Genomic DNA, 17,006 nt, shown 5'->3' with positions numbered 1-17,006 from the left:
CAGTTCTATAAAAAGTAAAACCGCTACATAATTGTAGCGGTTTTTTTCGTATTTATTTTAAAAATTTATGAGTGCTCTAGTTTTCCGAATTTAGCCAATTCATTGTCATTGTTAGTGTCACGTATTTTTTTACTTTGAATATAGGTTACGAATAGAAGTACGATGCATATTACCGCAGATGCTCCGTTACCATCTTTTACAGCTAAATGAGCTATTGCGCCCAATGTGTAGTTCATAAAGAACCCGGCGTACACCCATTCTAAAGACCAGTGCGATTTATTGAATACAATCATTAACAGACCTATAGATTGAAATACACCAAGAAGATATATTAGGTAAGTAGGGTAACCAAGCTTCGTAAAGGTAGTAACAACTGTATCAAAATTGATAATAGAGTTAATGATTGAGCCTGCAACGGCGATGGCGAAAAGCCCTAATGCGATATAATAAAAAGATTTCTGAGAATTCATAATAAGTAGGTTTTAATGTTATTATGTTTCAAAAATAAGTTCACCTATGAAAAGTTTTACGTTTTCATAGGTGAGTAGTAAATTGCTGTAGTTGAATTGAATATCTTTTAAGATAAACCGAAATGTAAACTAAGATGAAAGCTTGTCGGCATGTAACTTTCTAAGTTTTGCCAACTTCGGATTAATTACTACTTGGCAATACCCTTGCTCAGAGTTGTTCTTGTAATAATCTTGGTGATACTCTTCGGCATCGTAAAAAATACCTAGCGGACTCAATTCAGTAACAATAGGCTTTTCATATACTGCCTGCATTTCGTTCAACACTACTTTTGCTTTTTTCTCTTGTTCGTCATTATGATAATAAATAACAGAACGATATTGGGTACCGGCATCAGCACCCTGTCTGTTTAAAGATGTAGGGTCGTGTGTTGTCATGAAAATTATTAATATATCTTCATAAGAAATAATGGCAGGATTAAAAGTAACTTGAACTACTTCTGCATGACCAGTTAACCCCGAACAGATTTCTCTGTACGTCGGTCTACCTGGTGCTTTTCCGCCCGTGTAGCCAGAAACTACTTTGCGTATGCCTTTTACTTCTTGAAATACAGCTTCGGTACACCAAAAGCATCCGCCGCCAACAGTGGCGATTTCTAAATTTGTATTAGCCATTAGACGCCTCCTTTTCTAATTGCATAGATTCAGAATTAATGCAGTAGCGTAATCCACTAGGTTCTGGTCCGTCAGGGAATATATGTCCCAAATGCGCATCACACGTATTACACATTACTTCTACCCGTATCATACCGAATGATGAGTCTTTATGATATTTAATAGCATTCTCTTTAATAGGTTGAGTAAAACTTGGCCAACCAGTGCCAGATTCAAACTTTATTGTAGAATCGAATAATGGGGTGCCACAACAAATACATTCATATTTTCCGGCGTCATGTGCAGTACATAGAGCACCAGAATGCGGAGCTTCAGTACCTTTTTTTCGAGTAACTCTAAACTGTTCAGGTGTCAAAATCTCTTTCCATTCCTGTTCTGTTTTTTCAACTCTTCTGTCAGGTTCAGGGTTGCCATTCACTGAAAAACGAATTACATCTTTCCAAGTTAACATCATAATTTTCCTTTCGTTTAGACTTTAATTACTAGATATATTGGTCGGTAAATTACCTTGTATCTTACAAAATTAGGTAATTTTGACGTATGGCATACCGCAAAAAAAATGGATCTCTGTATAGTATTTTAATTCTTGTCTGTATTGTTGGTTTTTGGTTGTTCGAGAACTTTTACACTCCCGCAACATATTCAAAAAGTAATGAGAGAAATACTTCTAATGAGTTTCCGAAAGAATTACTACCATTATCAACAACTGGTGAAATCGTAAACCATGAATATTTCACCTTGTCTTACAACGAGCCATATGAGCAAGCAGAGTGGGTGGCATATACGCTCGATAAAAGTCATTTAACAAATGACGATAGAAAGCGACCCTATTTTATTGAAGATCCGTTTGTTTCTTCTAAATCTGCCGACTGGCGAAATTATAAAGGCTCAGGGTATGATCGTGGGCATTTGGTACCAGCTGGTGATTGTAGATTTTCGTTACAAGCATACAATGAAACTTTTTATACGAGTAATATAAGTCCGCAAGACAGAGAGTTCAATGCGGGTATTTGGAACGATTTAGAGCAGCAAACAAGACGCTGGGCGAAACAATATGGTACATTGTATGTATTTACAGGCGGCGTGTTAGAAAGTGGTTTAGAAGAGATAGGGCAAGAAGATGTTGATGTGCCCGATACATTCTATAAAATTATAGCCCGTAAAAAGGGAGATAAAATATATACCTTGTCTTTTTTGATTCCTAATAAACCTCAATTTACATCATTACGCAATTTTGTAGTATCTATTGATGAAATAGAAAACGATACAGGAATAGACTTTTTTACCGAACTACCAGAAAAACAACAAAGCGCTTTTGAAGGTAGCAAGAATACAACTGGGTGGAAATTTTAGAAACTCTCCTTTAATCTGTTGGTATCTAATTTCAAGAAAATAAAGAGTAGAATAGTAAAGAATAGGAGTCCTGATCCACCATAACTAAAGAAGGGTAGTGGAATACCAATAGTAGGTAAAATGCCGATTACCATACCAATATTAATAAAGTAGTGTATTAACAAGATAGATATAACGCCGTAGCCATACATTCTAGCGAAGGCATTTTTCTGTCGTTCTGCCAAAGAGATTAACCGTAGAAACAAGATTGTAAATAAAATTATTACGGTACCAGTGCCTATGAATCCCCATTCTTCACCCACAGTGCTAAAAATGTAGTCGGTATCTTGCTCGGGTACGAAATCACCTTTTGTTCTAGTACCTTCTAGAAATCCTTTTCCAAAAAAACCGCCAGATTCAATTGCCTTTTCTGACTGGTAGGTGTTATAGCCAATTGTTTTGCGAATTTGTTCTAATTTATTCGGATCCTTTTCAAGTCGTAGCCACAAACTAAAGCGATCTCTATGACGTTGTTCAAAAACGTTATTGAATACGAAGTTTACAGATAAAGAAAATAGAATTACGGCAACGCTTACGAGTGCCAATGGTATAACCGGAATTTTAAGGGTTTTCCTTTTTAAACCGAATAACAAAATAATGAACAATACCAAACCTATGATAAGCCAAATAGGTCCAAATTTTAATGTGATAACGAATATGAGAATAAGACTAAAAATAATTGCTAAGTAGAATAAAGGAAGACCTTCTCTAAAGATCACAAAAATTAGCGCAAAAAATACCAGGGCACTACCAGGATCAGGTTGCGGAATAATAAGTATAGCAGGTATTAATATAATAAGCAAGGCATACATTTGGTCCTTCCTACGTTTAATATCTGTTTGAATATCACTCAGGTATTTGGCTAATGCTAATGCGGTAGCGACTTTAGCTAATTCTGAAGGTTGGAGGTTGAAAAAACCAAGGTCGTACCAAGATGTGGCTCCGGCAATGGTTTTACCGAACACAAATAGACCTAACAACGAGACCATTGAAATTAAGTAGAATAAACTCGAAAATCGTTCATAAAAATTAACCTCTAAAGACAGGATAATGACTATGGCAGCTAAACTTACTCCGATAAAAAATAATTGCTTGCCGTAACGTGTACCAATATCGAAGATTGAACTTTGCTCGTCAATGAATGTACTAGAATATATATTGATCCAGCCAATAAGAACAAGTGCAAAATAGATAAAAACACTTAGCCAGTCTATTCTTTTTAAGATGCTTCTACCAGACACGCTCGTTTATTTTAAACTCCTCCCCACTGTAGGGTTTCGCGTATTCAGCTTCTAATGTTTTCTCTAACATTCTTTTTTCAAGATCTGTTCTTGAAATGTCACCTTTTAGATATTTTTCTATCATAAGTGAAGCGATATGTCCTGCGTATCTTGCTCCATAATATCCATTTTCTATATATACTGCAATAGCAATTTTTGGGTTGTCAACTGGTGCAAATGCAACAAAAACGGAGTGGTCGGTTAATTGCGTACGTACCCCATCTATTTTGGTAAAGTTTTCAGCTGTACCTGTTTTGCCAGCAATTTCAATTCCTGGCACTTGCAATCTGGCTGCCGTACCTTTCGTGTATACATCTGCCATACCTCTTACTACTGGCTCAAAATATTTTGGGTCTATAGTAGTATGTTTAGCTTCGGTAAATTTTGGTTCGGTAATATCTTTACCTTCTATTTTCTTTAAAATATGTGGCGTAAAGTAATGACCTCTATTAGCTATAGCTGCGGTCATATTTGCTAATTGAACAGGAGTAGCTAAAATTTCACCTTGCCCAATAGCGTTAGAAATAATGTAAGAGGAGCTCCATCTATTATCACCATACCATTTGTCGTAATACTCTTTATTAGGTATTCTACCTTTTTGTCCAAATGGAAGATCATAACCTAAATAATCACCTAGACCAAAGCTTTTCATGTGTTTTTCCCAAACATCCATAGCTTCATCGGTCGTCTCAAATTTTTCGAATATTTTTCTGAATGTACCGGCAAAATATGCATTACAAGAAAGGTAGATACCCTTGTTCATATCTCGTTGACCACCACCACAGTGACATCCTCTTTTCTTTTTGCCCACATAAAATCCGTGGTAACATTGTATGGTCGTAGATTCATCTAGAGCACCTTCTTGCAATGCAATTAATGCATTTAAGGTTTTAAACGGTGATCCAGGAGGTTGTTGCGCGTGTATAGAACGATCCCAGGTAGGGTTCGCAATAGTATCGTTATAAAGTTTTGTGTAATTTTTAGATCGTTCTCTCCCTACCAAAAGCGCAGGGTCATATGTAGGTCCAGAAATCATAGCTAGAATTTCGCCTGTAGAAGGCTCTAAAGCAACAATACCACCTCTTTTACCATTCATCAATAACTCGCCATATTCTTGTAGCGTTTTGTCGATGGTAATACTAATTTGTTTGCCTTGTTCGGGTAGGGTATTAATTGTTCCGTTTTTATATGGACCGATATCTCTATTGAATCTATCTTTTTGAATATACTGAACTCCCTTTCGACCTCTTAATAAATCTTCATAGAAACGTTCGACTCCGGTTCTACCTTTCAGTTCCCCTTGAACATAATATTTGTTGACCGCCAAGTCACCCTCGTTAACTTCACTAATATATCCTAAAACATTTGCGGCACTAGGTGTGTCGTAATAGCGTAAAGATCTCTTTTGAATATAGAAGCCTTTATATTTACGCATTTTCTCTTGCAGCTTCGCATAATCTTGTTTAGAAAGTTGCGGCACCAATACAGAAGGTAGTCTTGGTGAATATACTCTAGCTCTTCTAAGTTTTTCAACGAATTTTTCTTTGTCGATACCTAATAGTCCGCAAAACTCTAAAGTGTCTAAAGGTTGCACTTCTCTAGGGATAACCATGACATCATAAGCAGGGTCGTTACCTACCAAAAGATGACCGTTACGATCATAAATATAGCCTCGTTCAGGATAATCATATATTGCTTTAATCGCTGGATCCTCTAAAACTTGCTCTGCAGAAAAACTAAAAATTTGCAAATAGGATAGCCTTCCCAAAAAGGTAACTGCTATGACAACTATAATTAATGATAAAAGAATTTTTCTCATTCTTTTTTACTGCTGAATAATGTACTGAATAACATGCCTAAAATCAATGTGGAAATACCAACGATAACCGTTTTCTGTAAAATTAACAGGCTATTAGAAAAGCTGAAAATTTCTAACGTGAAGTAAACCAAGTGATGTATTATAATCAATAACGCTAAAAACGTGAATTGTTGTGCCTTTGTACTGTTGTTTAACTTAAAACTTTGAAATTCATAATTGACACCAAAGACAAAACGCATAATGGTTGGTCGAAGATAAGCTATGGTAACTGTAGCTGCTGCATTTATGGCAAGTGTGTCAGAGAATATATCTACAAAAAGTCCCAGGAAAAAGCATAGAATTATAAAGGTAGTTCTATTTTGTTTGATAGGATACCAATATAAGAATAGAATATATATTAACGGATTTATATAGCCAAAGAAATTCAGCTTATTAAATACTATCACCTGCAGTAGTACCAATAATATAAATCGGAGTACAATTAAAAATGAGGTACTATTGATCATTGGCTTCTGTTTCTGCTTCTAATTCTAAAACTTCTTTTCGATTTAAATTTTTAATGATGTAAACATTTCCAATATTGGTCATGTCATTGAAGAGTTCAACATCAATAAAATAAAAACTCTTTGAATTATCTAAATCGAATCTTTTAATGGTGCCGATAGGTATGTCTTCAGGAAAAATACTACTCATTGCACCAGTTACAATGGTGTCGCCAATAGTAAGTGGTACCAATCTCGGAATATCAATTAGCTGTACAACATTATAATCAGTTGTATTTTCCCAAACTAAAGAGCCGAAGTGGTTCGAGTTTTTAATTTTAGCGTTAATGTTCGATTTATCGCTTAAAATACTTTGCACCGTTGAAAAATTATCTGAAGTATTTTCTACAATACCTAGAATACCTTTGTCGGTAATTACGCCCATATCTTGAAAGATACTATCATTTTCACCTTTATTAATGGTGATGTAGTTTCGTTGATCTGCGTAGCTATTATTGATAACACGACCTCTTAAAATCTCGTAATCAACCGTTGTTGAATCGATGTTTGATTTTTCTAAAAGTATATTATTAAATAGCTTGTCTCTAAGTCTTTTATTTTCTTCGACGAGCCTATTGTTTTCTTCTCTTAAACCAAAGTAAGAAGTAATGTTGTCTGAGAAAGTATAAATACTGCCAGAGACATAATTCGAAGAATTTAAAAATTTAGATTGATGATACGAGTGCGACTGAAAAGTAAAAATGAAGGAAATTAATAACAGAAAAAGGTAAAGCAAGAATATCTTATACCTAATTAGAAAATTTATAATCTGTTGCATTCACCCCTGAATTTTTACTCGATAATTTAGATTTAAACCTGGCTGTCGTCAGGTAAGTTGCTTCGAGTTTAATTTCGAACTTCTATCTATTATCATTTATTAATGGCTCTTGAACTTTCTTCAAGCTTATATGTCAATACGTATGAAATTGTTTTAAAAACGCCTTCTTACTTAATTAAGATACTCTTGTAGCGTTCTAAATTCTTTAGCGCAATACCTGTGCCACGTACAACCGCACGTAATGGATCTTCAGCGATGTATACAGGTAAGTCTGTTTTTTGAGACAGTCTTCTATCTAAACCACGTAACATTGAACCACCACCAGCAAGATAAATACCAGTATTATAAATATCTGCAGCTAATTCTGGGGGAGTTTGAGATAACGTTTCCATTACAGCATCTTCAACACGCAGAATAGATTTATCTAAAGCTTTAGCAATTTCTCTATATGATATTTGAACTTGTTTAGGTTTCCCTGTCAACAAATCGCGACCTTGAACAGATTTTTCATCTGGTGGAGATTGCAAATCTTCGGTAGCTGATCCTATTTCAATTTTAATAGCTTCTGCAGTACTTTCGCCGACATATAAGTTGTGCTGTGTACGCATGTAATAAATGATGTCATTTGTAAATACATCACCCGCAATTTTTACCGATTTATCGCAAACGATACCACCTAATGCAATAACTGCAATTTCGGTAGTACCACCACCTATATCAACGATCATGTTACCTTTTGGTTGCATAATATCTAAACCGATACCTATAGCTGCTGCCATTGGTTCATGAATTAGATATACCTCTTTACCGTTTACACGTTCTGCGGATTCTTTTACCGCGCGCATTTCAACCTCGGTAATACCAGAAGGTATACAGATTACTAAACGCAACGCAGGTGGAAACCACTTTTTCTTTAAAGCAGGAATATTTTTGATGAACATCATCAACATCTTTTCAGACGCATCAAAATCTGCAATTACACCATCTTTCAATGGTCTAATTGTTTTAATGTTCTCATGGGTTTTACCTTGCATCATGCTGGCTTCTTTACCAACTGCAATAATTTTTCCGCTAATTCTATCTCTGGCAACGATGGATGGGCTATCGACAACTACCTTGTCATTATGTATAATAAGGGTGTTCGCTGTACCTAAATCTATAGCTATTTCCTCGGTCAAGAAATCAAAAAATCCCATATGTGGTGTTTAAATTTTAGATAAAAGGGTGTATTTCATCGACAAAAGTAATGAAATTAATGCTTGAAATGACGTGTACCTGTCATGACCATTGAAATTTTGTGATCATTACAATAATCTACACTTAATTGGTCTTTAATTGATCCACCTGGTTGAATAACACTGGTGATGCCGGCATTGTCTGCAATCTCCACACAATCAGGGAAAGGGAAGAAAGCATCGCTCGCCATTACCGATCCTTTTAGGTCGAAATTAAAGGTTTGTGCTTTATGTATTGCTTGGTTTAAAGCATCAACTCTACTAGTCTGCCCTGTACCACTTGCGCAAAGTTGTTTATTTTTCGCAATTACAATGGTATTAGACTTGGTATGCTTACAAAGTTTAGATGCAAATATTAAATCTTCTAATTCTTGATTTGTTGGCTTTGTATTTGTTGCATATGTAAGTTCGGCAACCGTGTCTGTTTTGTGATCTTTTTCTTGAAGCAGCATACCATTCAAGCAAGTTCTTACAAGCATTTCTGGCATTTCAACTTCATTTTGGATAAGGATGATTCTATTTTTCTTTCCTTTTAAAATCTCAAGAGCTTCGGCATTATAACTTGGTGCTATAACTACTTCGCAGAATAAATTATGAATTTCCTCGGCCGTAGCTTTATCAATTTCTTTATTACTGATAAGAACACCGCCAAAAGCAGAAACAGGATCACCAGCTAAAGCATCAACATAAGCTTGGTGCAAGGTTTCTCTTTGTGCAAGTCCGCATGCGTTGTTATGTTTTAATATAGCGAAAGTAGGAGCGTCATTTTTAAATTCCAACATCAAATTAACTGCAGCATCAACATCTAAAAGGTTGTTGTATGATAATTCTTTACCATGCAATTTAGAGAACATAGCATCGAAATCTCCAAAGAAGAATCCTTTTTGGTGTGGGTTTTCTCCGTAGCGTAAAACCTTTCCGTTGGTCTCGCTAACTTTTAGGGCAGCGATATCATGGTTTTTGTTGAAATAGTTGAAAATTGCCGTATCGTAATGAGAAGAAACATTAAAAGACTTGGCAGCAAAACGCTTTCTGTCTTCTAAACTTATGTTTCCATTATCTGCAGAAACAACTTCAAGAAAGTCAGCATAATCTTCCATTGAAGAAACACAGGTTACATCTTTAAAATTTTTAGCTGCGGCACGAATAAGAGAAATTCCTCCGATATCGATTTTTTCGATAATATCTTGCTCAGATGCGCCACTTGCAACCGTTTTTTCAAACGGATAAAGATCAACAATAACGATATCTATTTGTGGAATTTCGAATTCTGCTAATTGAGCAACATCACTTTCATTATCCTGTCTATTCAAAATACCACCAAAAACTTTTGGGTGTAAGGTCTTGACTCTGCCGCCAAGAATTGAGGGGTAGCTAGTTACATCTTCTACAGGAACGACATCAATACCTAAATCGGTAATGAATTTTTCGGTTCCTCCTGTAGAATAAATAGTGATTCCTAATTCTTGAAATTTCTTTACAATCGGCTCTAACCCATCTTTATGGAAAACTGAAATTAAGGCTGAAGACGCTTTTTTTACACTGCTCATTGTATGATGCTTAAATGTTTTTAATAAGCAAGCAAAAGTAATTTTTTTGCAGCTATGAAACGAGCAAGTTTATCAACAAAAAGCCTAAAGTTTTAAAGAATTTTGGCTACTTCAAAATTTACGAATTCTAAAAAGGTCTCATCTGCCTTTGTAAATGGGTCCGGAGTGTTAGAATCGATATCAATTTGACCAATGTTTTCGCCATTAACGAATAACGGTACTACTATTTCTGCTTTAACGGTAATACTGCAAGCGATATAATTGTCTTGTGACTGTACATCGGGTACAACAAAATTTTGATTGCTTTCGGCTACTTGGCCACAAATGCCTTTTCCGTAGGGTATAATAGTATGATCAGTAGGGGCGCCAGCATAAGAACCTAGTTTTAATTCACGCTTATCACCATTCTTAAAATAAAATCCAACCCAATCGTAATGCGGTACGTTAGCTTTTAAAAGCTCGCAGATGTCTTGCATTTTAGCATCGGGAGTTTTATTTGAGTCTATAATGGAACTTACTTGTGGGCGTAACGCTTCGAACATAACTTTTTTTACAAAAGTAAGAATTGTTCATATGGTGTGATGTTATGTTAACTATAAAAAATTAAAAAGAGGATGTTTTTTGAAACATCCTCTTTTTAATACTAAATATTATGTGCAGAGATTATGGTTGAATCTTTACATCGAATTCAATAAAATCATTATTGTTAAAACCAGCTTCAATATCCGTAATTTTTATTAAACCTTTCTTACCATAGTTGTCAACGAACTCTATAACGTCACCTACGCTTAAGTTGGTTATGTTTTGAGAACTTGAACTTGCAATAAAGTCTAATTCACTGTTTAATGCGATTGCGTCAAATGCCATAGCATCTATATTAGTAGAAGTTGAGAAGAACATTTGATTCAATGTTTCCGTTGCTGCATTCTCTTCGTCTGCACCTGGCTCTAGGCCGTCTACATCAAATCCAAAAGAAGCATCATATTGTTCTGTAGAAGCAAAAGAAGCATTGTCACCGGCGGAAGGACCAGAAGCACCGTAGTAGTATCCAAAATCCCAGAAAGCTCTAAATTCAGGTCCAGCATCAATTCTATAAACGGTTTCGTTCAATAGGGAAAAGAAAGATTCTGTTGATCCATCTTGAGCCGGAGCAAATAGTTTAATGCCTGTAAATTCTCTAACAGCAGCAACTGGGTTTGTACCTGTACCTACTGTTACCGTAATTTGACCTACACCTAATGCCAATCTTTTATCACTGTCCCTAAAATCCCCTTTACCTGTAGTTGTCCAAAATGAGTAAACAATTTCTCCATTGTCAATATCTGGAACTGGTAGAGGAAAAGAAAAATCGATTTCTTTTTTTGTAGCACCGTCTAAGTCAATAGAACCATCAGCTTTTAAAGCTTTAGTTAAATCATCACTTACCAAATCAAAAGAGCTAAAAGGCATTTCTCCTTGTCCTAAATAATTTTGAGTAATATACATTCTACGTTGTGTAGTTGCATCTGAGGTAAAAATTACCCTACCGGTAACACTTGTACCTGCTTCTCCGCTTGCAGAAGCAGTTGTAATATTTGAGGAAGGAACAGCTTCGTTAAAAACTATTGTTGCCACTTCTGGCTCTTCGGATTCATCGCCATCGTCACCGCCTGTATTGTCTGGTATAGGAGTGTCAAAAACTGAACCGTCGTCAGAACTGCAGCTACCTATAAAAAGGGCAATTGTACAGATTAGAAATGTGTATTTTAAATGTTTTTTCATGATTTTTAATTTAAATAGTTAGTGTTAAAGCTGTTAATGATTGTTTATCAAAGTATTCAACTCCATAAACTTAAAAATAGAGGTAATCGTATACTTTTTATCCTATTTATTTACAGAATTTGATTGATTAGATACTCAGTCCGTCAAATTTTCGTTAAAGAATTGAACTATAAAATTTTAAGAATTCTTTATTCAGTAACTTTACATGATGAAAAATTTGCTTCATAAACTGTTTTCTGTTTCAATGGCTTTGCTATTGTTACTGTCCACTATTTCTTGGACGGTAGAGAAACATCTGTGCATGGGGCGAGTTATGGATGTTGCTTTGTTTGATCATGCAAATGATTGTGGTATGGAGACCGGTTTGGCTTTGCTAGATGATACCTCTATAATAAAAAAGCACTGTTGCGATGATGAAGCCTTTACCATTCAAGGTCAAGACGACTTGACGCATGATTTTTCTAATTTTAATTTTTCACAACAGGTATTCTTAGTATCCTTTACAAGTTCTTATTTAGGCTTGTTTGAAGAAACTACAGATGAGAATATCGATTTTGAATCATATCCGCCGCCTATACTGGCAGAAGATTTAAATATTCTACACCAAGTTTACTTGATTTGATTTAAAACCTGTACAACAGCGCGTTATAGCGTTTATACATTTTTTAATCAAATCTAATAATTCAATGAAAAATAATATTTGGCTTTTAGCCATTATCCTATTTGGGATACACAGTATTCAGGCCCAAGGTCCTCCAATAACTGCAGATAAACCAATTATGTTGGGGCAAGGTAGTTTTACCTTAAGAACCCTAGCGGAAATTAGAACGACTGAGCGTGCAACGTTTACTTATATTCCGATTAACTTTAGTTATTTGCCCACTTCAAATATAGAGCTTGCTGTAGAAATTCCATACTTAGTTAACACTATTACAGAAGGTGCGAGTAATAGTGCTTTGGCCGATATAAAATTAATGGGGAAATACCAGTTCTTTAGAAAAGATGCCACAGGTAAAACCTTTAGAGTAGTTGGTAAAACCATACAAACCCTACCTACTGGTGAAGATTTAGACGCGATGGATTTAAGTACCGGTAACTATGCTGGTTATTATGGCGTAGTTGCTGGTTATGAAACTCTCAAATACGGAATTTCTAATGAAATTGGCTATAATTGGATGCCAGATGGCACCATGGATGACTTTCGTTATAAACTAGGTTTTGGACTTCCCCTGTTAATACCACAATACCCTAATAAGCAAATTAATCTTTTTTTCGAGTATACTAACTTATGGCTAGTAGAGCGTAATTGGTATCAATTACTATATGCACAAGGTGTGCAGTACGCTCGAAAAAATACAACATTTGAGCTAGCAGTTCAAGTGCCTTTAGTCAATGATGTAGATGAAGGCAGAAAATTTAAGCACAGTATATTTTTAGGAAGTAGATTCACATTTTAACAAATAAAATAAAAACAATGAAAAATAAAATTATAGCGACATTGATTATTGGAATAATGACAATGTTTAGTGCAAACGCACAAAAAGAAATGGATAAGTTTATGGTGCAAGTAGATGGTCTTGGATGTCCATTTTGTGCCTATGGATTAGAGAAAAAATTCAAGGAATTTAAAGGTATAAAAAATGTAAAAATCGATATTGAAACAGGCGATTTTAGTTTTAGTTATCCGGTCGAAAAAGCACTTTCGTTAATAGATGTTGAAAAACAAGTAGAAAATGCAGGTTATACGCCAATAACGGCAAAAGTGGAGCGTGCCGATGGTAAAGTTGAAGAATCTTCAGCAAATGAGTTGACTAAAAAAACTGAGGGTACCGTAAGTAAAAATGTAATGGTAGCAGGTAACTGTGCTATGTGCGAAGCTAGAATAACGAAAGCGGCTGGGGCTGTAAACGGAGTTTCTGATGTTTCTTGGGATAAGGACACTAAAATTATGAAAGTATCTTTTGATGCTGGTTTAACTTCTATACAAGAGATTGAAAAAGAAGTAGCATTAGCAGGTCATGATACAAAGAAGCATCAGGCGCATACCGATGATTATGGCAATTTGCCTGCATGCTGTAAATACGAACGTTTAAGTTACTAATAATGAAACATTTTATATACGTCATAGCTGTCTTACTACTTGTAACGGCTTGTAAAGAAAAAGAGGAAATTCCAAAAGAATGGATGTTGTCTAAAACTATTCAATTAGACGGGGTAAATCCTATTGGTTTAACACAGGTAAATGGAAATATTTGGCTATCTGATGGTGACCATAATCGATTAGTAAAGATTAATGAAGAAGGTAAAATTACCCAAACAATAGATTCGTTAGACCGACCAATGCATATTGATGCTGTGAAGGAAACGATTTTTATTCCTCAATATGGAAAAGATGTAATTGAAACGGTTGATGAAAAAGGGAGGTTTGTAATGCAGGTTTCTGATTCTTTAGATGCCCCTGCGGGAGTGTCTGTTTTTGAAAATGAAAGAGCTATTGCAGATTTTTACAATAATCGTATTCTTTACTTTGATGGTGCAAACTGGATTTCTTTTGGAAAGGAAGGAAAAGCTGAGGGAGAATTTTATTATCCAACAGATGTGCAAATTACCAAAGATAAAATTTGGGTTGCAGATGCCTATAATAATAGAATTCAAGTGTTTGATAAAAAAGGCGGTTTTCTTCAAATGATGGGTCAAAATCAGAAGATGAATGCAGCAACAGGAATATTTGTTTCAGAAAATGAAGTCTTTGTAACTGACTTTGAAAACAACCGTGTTCTCATTTTTGATAAGACCGGCAAGTTATTGCAGGTGTTAAAAGACCAGATTGAAAAGCCTACTGATATGATGATTAAAGATGAAGTGCTTTACGTTATAAATTATCGAAATGGGAGGCTTAATCTCTTTGAGAAACAGCCCATCGTTATAAAGAAATAATTCTTCTATCTATCTATCTATCTATCTGATTGATTAGATATCTGGGTTTACATAATATTTTTAATACAACGAATGAAACATACATATACTATAGTTGGTATGACCTGCAATGGCTGCCGAGGTCATGTTGAGCAAATTTTGGCTAAAATTAGCGGAGTATCGAATGCCGCGGTGAATTTAGAAAAGGCTGAAGCAGTTCTAGAGATGGAAGGTCATATTCCATTAAAAACGCTACAGGCTGCTATGGAAGCTGATGGGGGGCATTATTCCATACATGAACTTGGTGCTCATGTACATGAGGTTGCAAAACCCAAAGCGGTCGAGAATGGTAATGGTGTTTTTTACTGCCCAATGCACTGCGAAGGAGAAAAAACATATACAGCACCTGGCGACTGCCCGGTTTGTGGTATGGATCTGGTTGAAGAGGCGAGTATTACAACTAATAAAGGTCAAGAGTATACTTGCCCCATGCATCCTGAGGTAATTAGAGATGAACCTGGCGATTGCCCTATTTGTGGAATGGATCTGGTGCCGAAGCAAGCAGATATTTCAGCAGAGGAAAAGAGCTATAAGAAATTACTGAATAAGTTTAAAATAGCAGTTGGGTTTACGTTGCCGATCTTTCTTATTGCAATGTCAGAAATGATACCTAATAATCCGCTTCAAAATATATTGAGCTTAAAATATTGGAATTGGGTACAATTTGCGTTATCGATACCTGTGGTGTTTTATGCAACGTGGATGTTTTTTGAACGTGCCTATCGTTCTGTTAAAACATGGAATTTGAACATGTTTACATTAATTGGTATTGGTGCAGGTGTGGCGTGGTTGTTTAGTGTATTCGCTATTTTGGTGCCCGATTTTTTTCCGCCACAATTTAAAACAGATCAATGTACGGTTCATGTTTATTTCGAAGCAGCTACGGTGATTTTGACCTTAGTGCTTTTTGGTCAGTTATTAGAAGCTCGTGCACATAGTAAAACGAATTCTGCGGTAAAAGAATTGTTGAAATTAGCGCCTAATAAAGCTATTAAAATTGTAGACGGCAAAGAAGAGAGTATTTCTATTGATCAGATTTCAAAAGGAGATTTGCTTCGCGTAAAACCAGGCGATAAAATACCTGTAGATGGTAGTATTCATGAAGGGGAAAGTACGGTCGATGAATCTATGATTACGGGCGAGCCTGTTCCAGTTCAGAAAGTAGTTGGCGATATAATAAGTTCAGGTACTATAAATGGTAAGGGTTCTTTTATAATGACCGCTGAGAAAGTAGGGGCAGATACATTGTTGTCTCAAATCATCGATATGGTGAACAAGGCTAGTCGTAGTCAGGCACCAATTCAAAAACTGGCAGATAAAATATCTGGTTATTTTGTACCTGCTGTTGTTTTTATTTCAATTGTCACTTTTGTAGTCTGGGTCATTTTCGGTCCTGATCCCGCTTATGTATTTGCGTTGGTAAATGCCATTGCGGTATTAATTATTGCTTGCCCCTGTGCTTTAGGTTTGGCGACACCAATGTCTGTTATGGTGGGTGTAGGTAAAGGAGCGCAATCTGGTGTGTTGATTAAAAATGCAGAAGCACTTGAGCGTATGGATAAAATTGATACACTAATTATAGATAAAACAGGAACTATAACCGAGGGGAAACCATCGGTAGAAAAAGTAGGGAGTATTGCAGAAATGGATTCTGAAAAAGTGCTGCAGTATATCGTTTCATTAAATCAGTTAAGTGAGCACCCATTGGCAGATGCCACCGTTAATTACGGAAAATCTAAAAATGTAGAACTATTAAAAGTTGATGATTTCAATTCTATCACAGGTATGGGTGTTGCTGGTAAAATTAATGGGGAAACTGTTGTTTTAGGAAATGATAAAATGATGGGTAATGCTAACGTGACTATTCCTGAAAATTTACAAGTAGTTGTTACAGCGCATCAAAAACAAGGTAAAACTGTTTCGTATTTAGCGATTAATGCTAAGGCAGTTGGTTTTGTGGCTATTGGTGATCAAATCAAAGAGACTAGTAAAAAGGCAATTGAAGCGCTTCAGAAATCTGGTATTTCGGTAATCATGCTAACAGGTGATAATTATAATACGGCAAAGGCTGTTGCAGAGCAATTGAATTTGGCAGATTTTAAAGCAGGAATGCTTCCTCAAGATAAATTAGCTGAAGTTGAACGATTACAATTAGAAGGTAAGATAGTTGCAGTTGCCGGCGACGGTATAAATGACGCACCGGCATTGGCAAAAAGTGATGTAGGTATTGCTATGGGCACAGGTACAGATGTAGCCATTGAAAGTGCAACTATTACGCTTGTTAAAGGTGATTTACATGGTATCGTAAAAGCGCACAACCTTAGTAAGGCAGTGATGAAGAATATCAAACAGAATTTATTTTTCGCTTTGATTTATAATACCGTTGGTATCCCTATTGCGGCAGGAGTTTTATATCCGTTTTTCGGATTGTTGCTTTCGCCTATGATCGCTGCTCTAGCAATGAGTTTTAGTTCTGTTTCGGTAATTGCAAATGCATTGCGATTACGAGCAGCAAAAATTGATTAATAAAT

The 17,006-nt window shown here is 35.8% G+C and carries 17 protein-coding genes; 6 read left to right on the top strand and 11 right to left on the bottom strand.

Annotated elements, in window-relative coordinates; translation table 11 throughout:
- Positions 1-65: 65 nt before the first annotated feature.
- The 3 genes from ACPF9A_RS06580 to msrB all read right to left on the bottom strand — a co-directional run bounded on the left by ACPF9A_RS06580 (position 66) and on the right by msrB (position 1,593).
- Positions 66-470, bottom strand: a complete 405-nt coding sequence (locus ACPF9A_RS06580; protein WP_424002785.1) for a DoxX family protein — start codon at positions 468-470, stop codon at positions 66-68.
- A gap of 129 nt (positions 471-599) precedes the next feature.
- Positions 600-1,142 (bottom strand): peptide-methionine (S)-S-oxide reductase MsrA, encoded by a 543-nt coding sequence (msrA, locus tag ACPF9A_RS06575; protein WP_424002783.1) that lies wholly within the window; start codon positions 1,140-1,142, stop codon positions 600-602.
- Positions 1,135-1,593, bottom strand: a complete 459-nt coding sequence (msrB, locus tag ACPF9A_RS06570) for a peptide-methionine (R)-S-oxide reductase MsrB (RefSeq protein WP_424004435.1) — start codon at positions 1,591-1,593, stop codon at positions 1,135-1,137. Before msrB ends, msrA begins: the two co-directional genes overlap by 8 nt.
- Before the next feature lie 89 nt (positions 1,594-1,682).
- Here msrB and ACPF9A_RS06565 point away from each other — a divergent pair, with 89 nt between their 5' ends.
- Positions 1,683-2,495 (top strand): DNA/RNA non-specific endonuclease, encoded by an 813-nt coding sequence (locus ACPF9A_RS06565; RefSeq protein WP_424002781.1) that lies wholly within the window; start codon positions 1,683-1,685, stop codon positions 2,493-2,495.
- Here the strand turns inward: ACPF9A_RS06565 and rodA are convergent.
- From rodA to ACPF9A_RS06525, 8 genes are all read right to left on the bottom strand, one after another.
- Positions 2,492-3,775, bottom strand: a complete 1,284-nt coding sequence (gene rodA / locus ACPF9A_RS06560; RefSeq protein WP_424002779.1) for a rod shape-determining protein RodA — start codon at positions 3,773-3,775, stop codon at positions 2,492-2,494. The two genes, ACPF9A_RS06565 and rodA, sit on opposite strands and share 4 nt — an antisense overlap.
- The gene (mrdA, locus tag ACPF9A_RS06555) at positions 3,765-5,633 is read right to left on the bottom strand and encodes a penicillin-binding protein 2 (protein WP_424002777.1); all 1,869 of its coding nucleotides are present in this window, start codon (positions 5,631-5,633) and stop codon (positions 3,765-3,767) included. The genes rodA and mrdA overlap by 11 nt, the downstream gene beginning before the upstream one ends.
- Entirely contained in the window at positions 5,630-6,139 is a 510-nt protein-coding gene (mreD, locus tag ACPF9A_RS06550; protein ID WP_424002775.1) for a rod shape-determining protein MreD, read from the bottom strand. Before mreD ends, mrdA begins: the two co-directional genes overlap by 4 nt.
- Positions 6,129-6,953 carry a rod shape-determining protein MreC gene (gene mreC / locus ACPF9A_RS06545; RefSeq protein WP_424002773.1) on the bottom strand — a complete coding sequence of 275 codons (825 nt, stop codon included), beginning with the start codon at positions 6,951-6,953 and terminating at the stop codon, positions 6,129-6,131. Before mreC ends, mreD begins: the two co-directional genes overlap by 11 nt.
- Before the next feature lie 167 nt (positions 6,954-7,120).
- Positions 7,121-8,149: a rod shape-determining protein gene (locus ACPF9A_RS06540; protein WP_133688172.1), complete on the bottom strand. Its 1,029-nt coding sequence runs from the start codon at positions 8,147-8,149 to the stop codon at positions 7,121-7,123.
- A 56-nt stretch (positions 8,150-8,205) separates the two neighbouring features.
- The gene (gene purH / locus ACPF9A_RS06535) at positions 8,206-9,738 is read right to left on the bottom strand and encodes a bifunctional phosphoribosylaminoimidazolecarboxamide formyltransferase/IMP cyclohydrolase (protein WP_424002771.1); all 1,533 of its coding nucleotides are present in this window, start codon (positions 9,736-9,738) and stop codon (positions 8,206-8,208) included.
- A gap of 92 nt (positions 9,739-9,830) precedes the next feature.
- Positions 9,831-10,280, bottom strand: a complete 450-nt coding sequence (locus ACPF9A_RS06530; RefSeq protein WP_424002769.1) for a GAF domain-containing protein — start codon at positions 10,278-10,280, stop codon at positions 9,831-9,833.
- A gap of 121 nt (positions 10,281-10,401) precedes the next feature.
- Positions 10,402-11,499 carry a hypothetical protein gene (locus ACPF9A_RS06525; protein WP_424002767.1) on the bottom strand — a complete coding sequence of 366 codons (1,098 nt, stop codon included), beginning with the start codon at positions 11,497-11,499 and terminating at the stop codon, positions 10,402-10,404.
- Between the two features lie 205 nt (positions 11,500-11,704).
- Here ACPF9A_RS06525 and ACPF9A_RS06520 point away from each other — a divergent pair, with 205 nt between their 5' ends.
- The 5 genes from ACPF9A_RS06520 (at position 11,705) to ACPF9A_RS06500 (ending at position 17,001) form a co-directional block, all read left to right on the top strand.
- Entirely contained in the window at positions 11,705-12,121 is a 417-nt protein-coding gene (locus ACPF9A_RS06520) for an HYC_CC_PP family protein (RefSeq protein WP_424002765.1), read from the top strand.
- A gap of 64 nt (positions 12,122-12,185) precedes the next feature.
- Positions 12,186-12,956, top strand: a complete 771-nt coding sequence (locus ACPF9A_RS06515) for a hypothetical protein (RefSeq protein ID WP_424002763.1) — start codon at positions 12,186-12,188, stop codon at positions 12,954-12,956.
- A gap of 17 nt (positions 12,957-12,973) precedes the next feature.
- Positions 12,974-13,600 carry a heavy-metal-associated domain-containing protein gene (locus ACPF9A_RS06510; protein WP_424002761.1) on the top strand — a complete coding sequence of 209 codons (627 nt, stop codon included), beginning with the start codon at positions 12,974-12,976 and terminating at the stop codon, positions 13,598-13,600.
- Positions 13,601-13,602: 2 nt separating this feature from the next.
- Positions 13,603-14,436, top strand: coding sequence for an NHL repeat-containing protein (locus tag ACPF9A_RS06505; protein ID WP_424002759.1), 834 nt, complete (start codon positions 13,603-13,605; stop codon positions 14,434-14,436).
- Between the two features lie 72 nt (positions 14,437-14,508).
- Positions 14,509-17,001, top strand: a complete 2,493-nt coding sequence (locus ACPF9A_RS06500; protein WP_424002757.1) for a heavy metal translocating P-type ATPase — start codon at positions 14,509-14,511, stop codon at positions 16,999-17,001.
- Positions 17,002-17,006 lie beyond the last annotated feature (5 nt).

The sequence above is a fragment of the Maribacter sp. IgM3_T14_3 genome (assembly GCF_049603095.1).
Classification (GTDB): Bacteria; Bacteroidota; Bacteroidia; order Flavobacteriales; family Flavobacteriaceae; genus Maribacter.
Note: the sequence above shows the minus strand (reverse complement) of the source record. Positions and strands in the feature narration are given on the sequence as shown.

What these genes read in the sequence shown, in the direction of transcription:
- ACPF9A_RS06580 (WP_424002785.1), bottom strand. Translation starts at nt 470, where the DNA reads ATGAATTCTCAGAAATCTTTTTATTATATCGCATTAGGGCTTTTCGCC.
- msrA (WP_424002783.1), bottom strand. Translation starts at nt 1,142, where the DNA reads ATGGCTAATACAAATTTAGAAATCGCCACTGTTGGCGGCGGATGCTTT.
- msrB (WP_424004435.1), bottom strand. Translation starts at nt 1,593, where the DNA reads ATGTTAACTTGGAAAGATGTAATTCGTTTTTCAGTGAATGGCAACCCT.
- ACPF9A_RS06565 (WP_424002781.1), top strand. Translation starts at nt 1,683, where the DNA reads ATGGCATACCGCAAAAAAAATGGATCTCTGTATAGTATTTTAATTCTT.
- mrdA (WP_424002777.1), bottom strand. Translation starts at nt 5,633, where the DNA reads ATGAGAAAAATTCTTTTATCATTAATTATAGTTGTCATAGCAGTTACC.
- mreD (WP_424002775.1), bottom strand. Translation starts at nt 6,139, where the DNA reads ATGATCAATAGTACCTCATTTTTAATTGTACTCCGATTTATATTATTG.
- mreC (WP_424002773.1), bottom strand. Translation starts at nt 6,953, where the DNA reads ATGCAACAGATTATAAATTTTCTAATTAGGTATAAGATATTCTTGCTT.
- ACPF9A_RS06540 (WP_133688172.1), bottom strand. Translation starts at nt 8,149, where the DNA reads ATGGGATTTTTTGATTTCTTGACCGAGGAAATAGCTATAGATTTAGGT.
- purH (WP_424002771.1), bottom strand. Translation starts at nt 9,738, where the DNA reads ATGAGCAGTGTAAAAAAAGCGTCTTCAGCCTTAATTTCAGTTTTCCAT.
- ACPF9A_RS06530 (WP_424002769.1), bottom strand. Translation starts at nt 10,280, where the DNA reads ATGTTCGAAGCGTTACGCCCACAAGTAAGTTCCATTATAGACTCAAAT.
- ACPF9A_RS06525 (WP_424002767.1), bottom strand. Translation starts at nt 11,499, where the DNA reads ATGAAAAAACATTTAAAATACACATTTCTAATCTGTACAATTGCCCTT.
- ACPF9A_RS06520 (WP_424002765.1), top strand. Translation starts at nt 11,705, where the DNA reads ATGATGAAAAATTTGCTTCATAAACTGTTTTCTGTTTCAATGGCTTTG.
- ACPF9A_RS06515 (WP_424002763.1), top strand. Translation starts at nt 12,186, where the DNA reads ATGAAAAATAATATTTGGCTTTTAGCCATTATCCTATTTGGGATACAC.
- ACPF9A_RS06510 (WP_424002761.1), top strand. Translation starts at nt 12,974, where the DNA reads ATGAAAAATAAAATTATAGCGACATTGATTATTGGAATAATGACAATG.
- ACPF9A_RS06505 (WP_424002759.1), top strand. Translation starts at nt 13,603, where the DNA reads ATGAAACATTTTATATACGTCATAGCTGTCTTACTACTTGTAACGGCT.
- ACPF9A_RS06500 (WP_424002757.1), top strand. Translation starts at nt 14,509, where the DNA reads ATGAAACATACATATACTATAGTTGGTATGACCTGCAATGGCTGCCGA.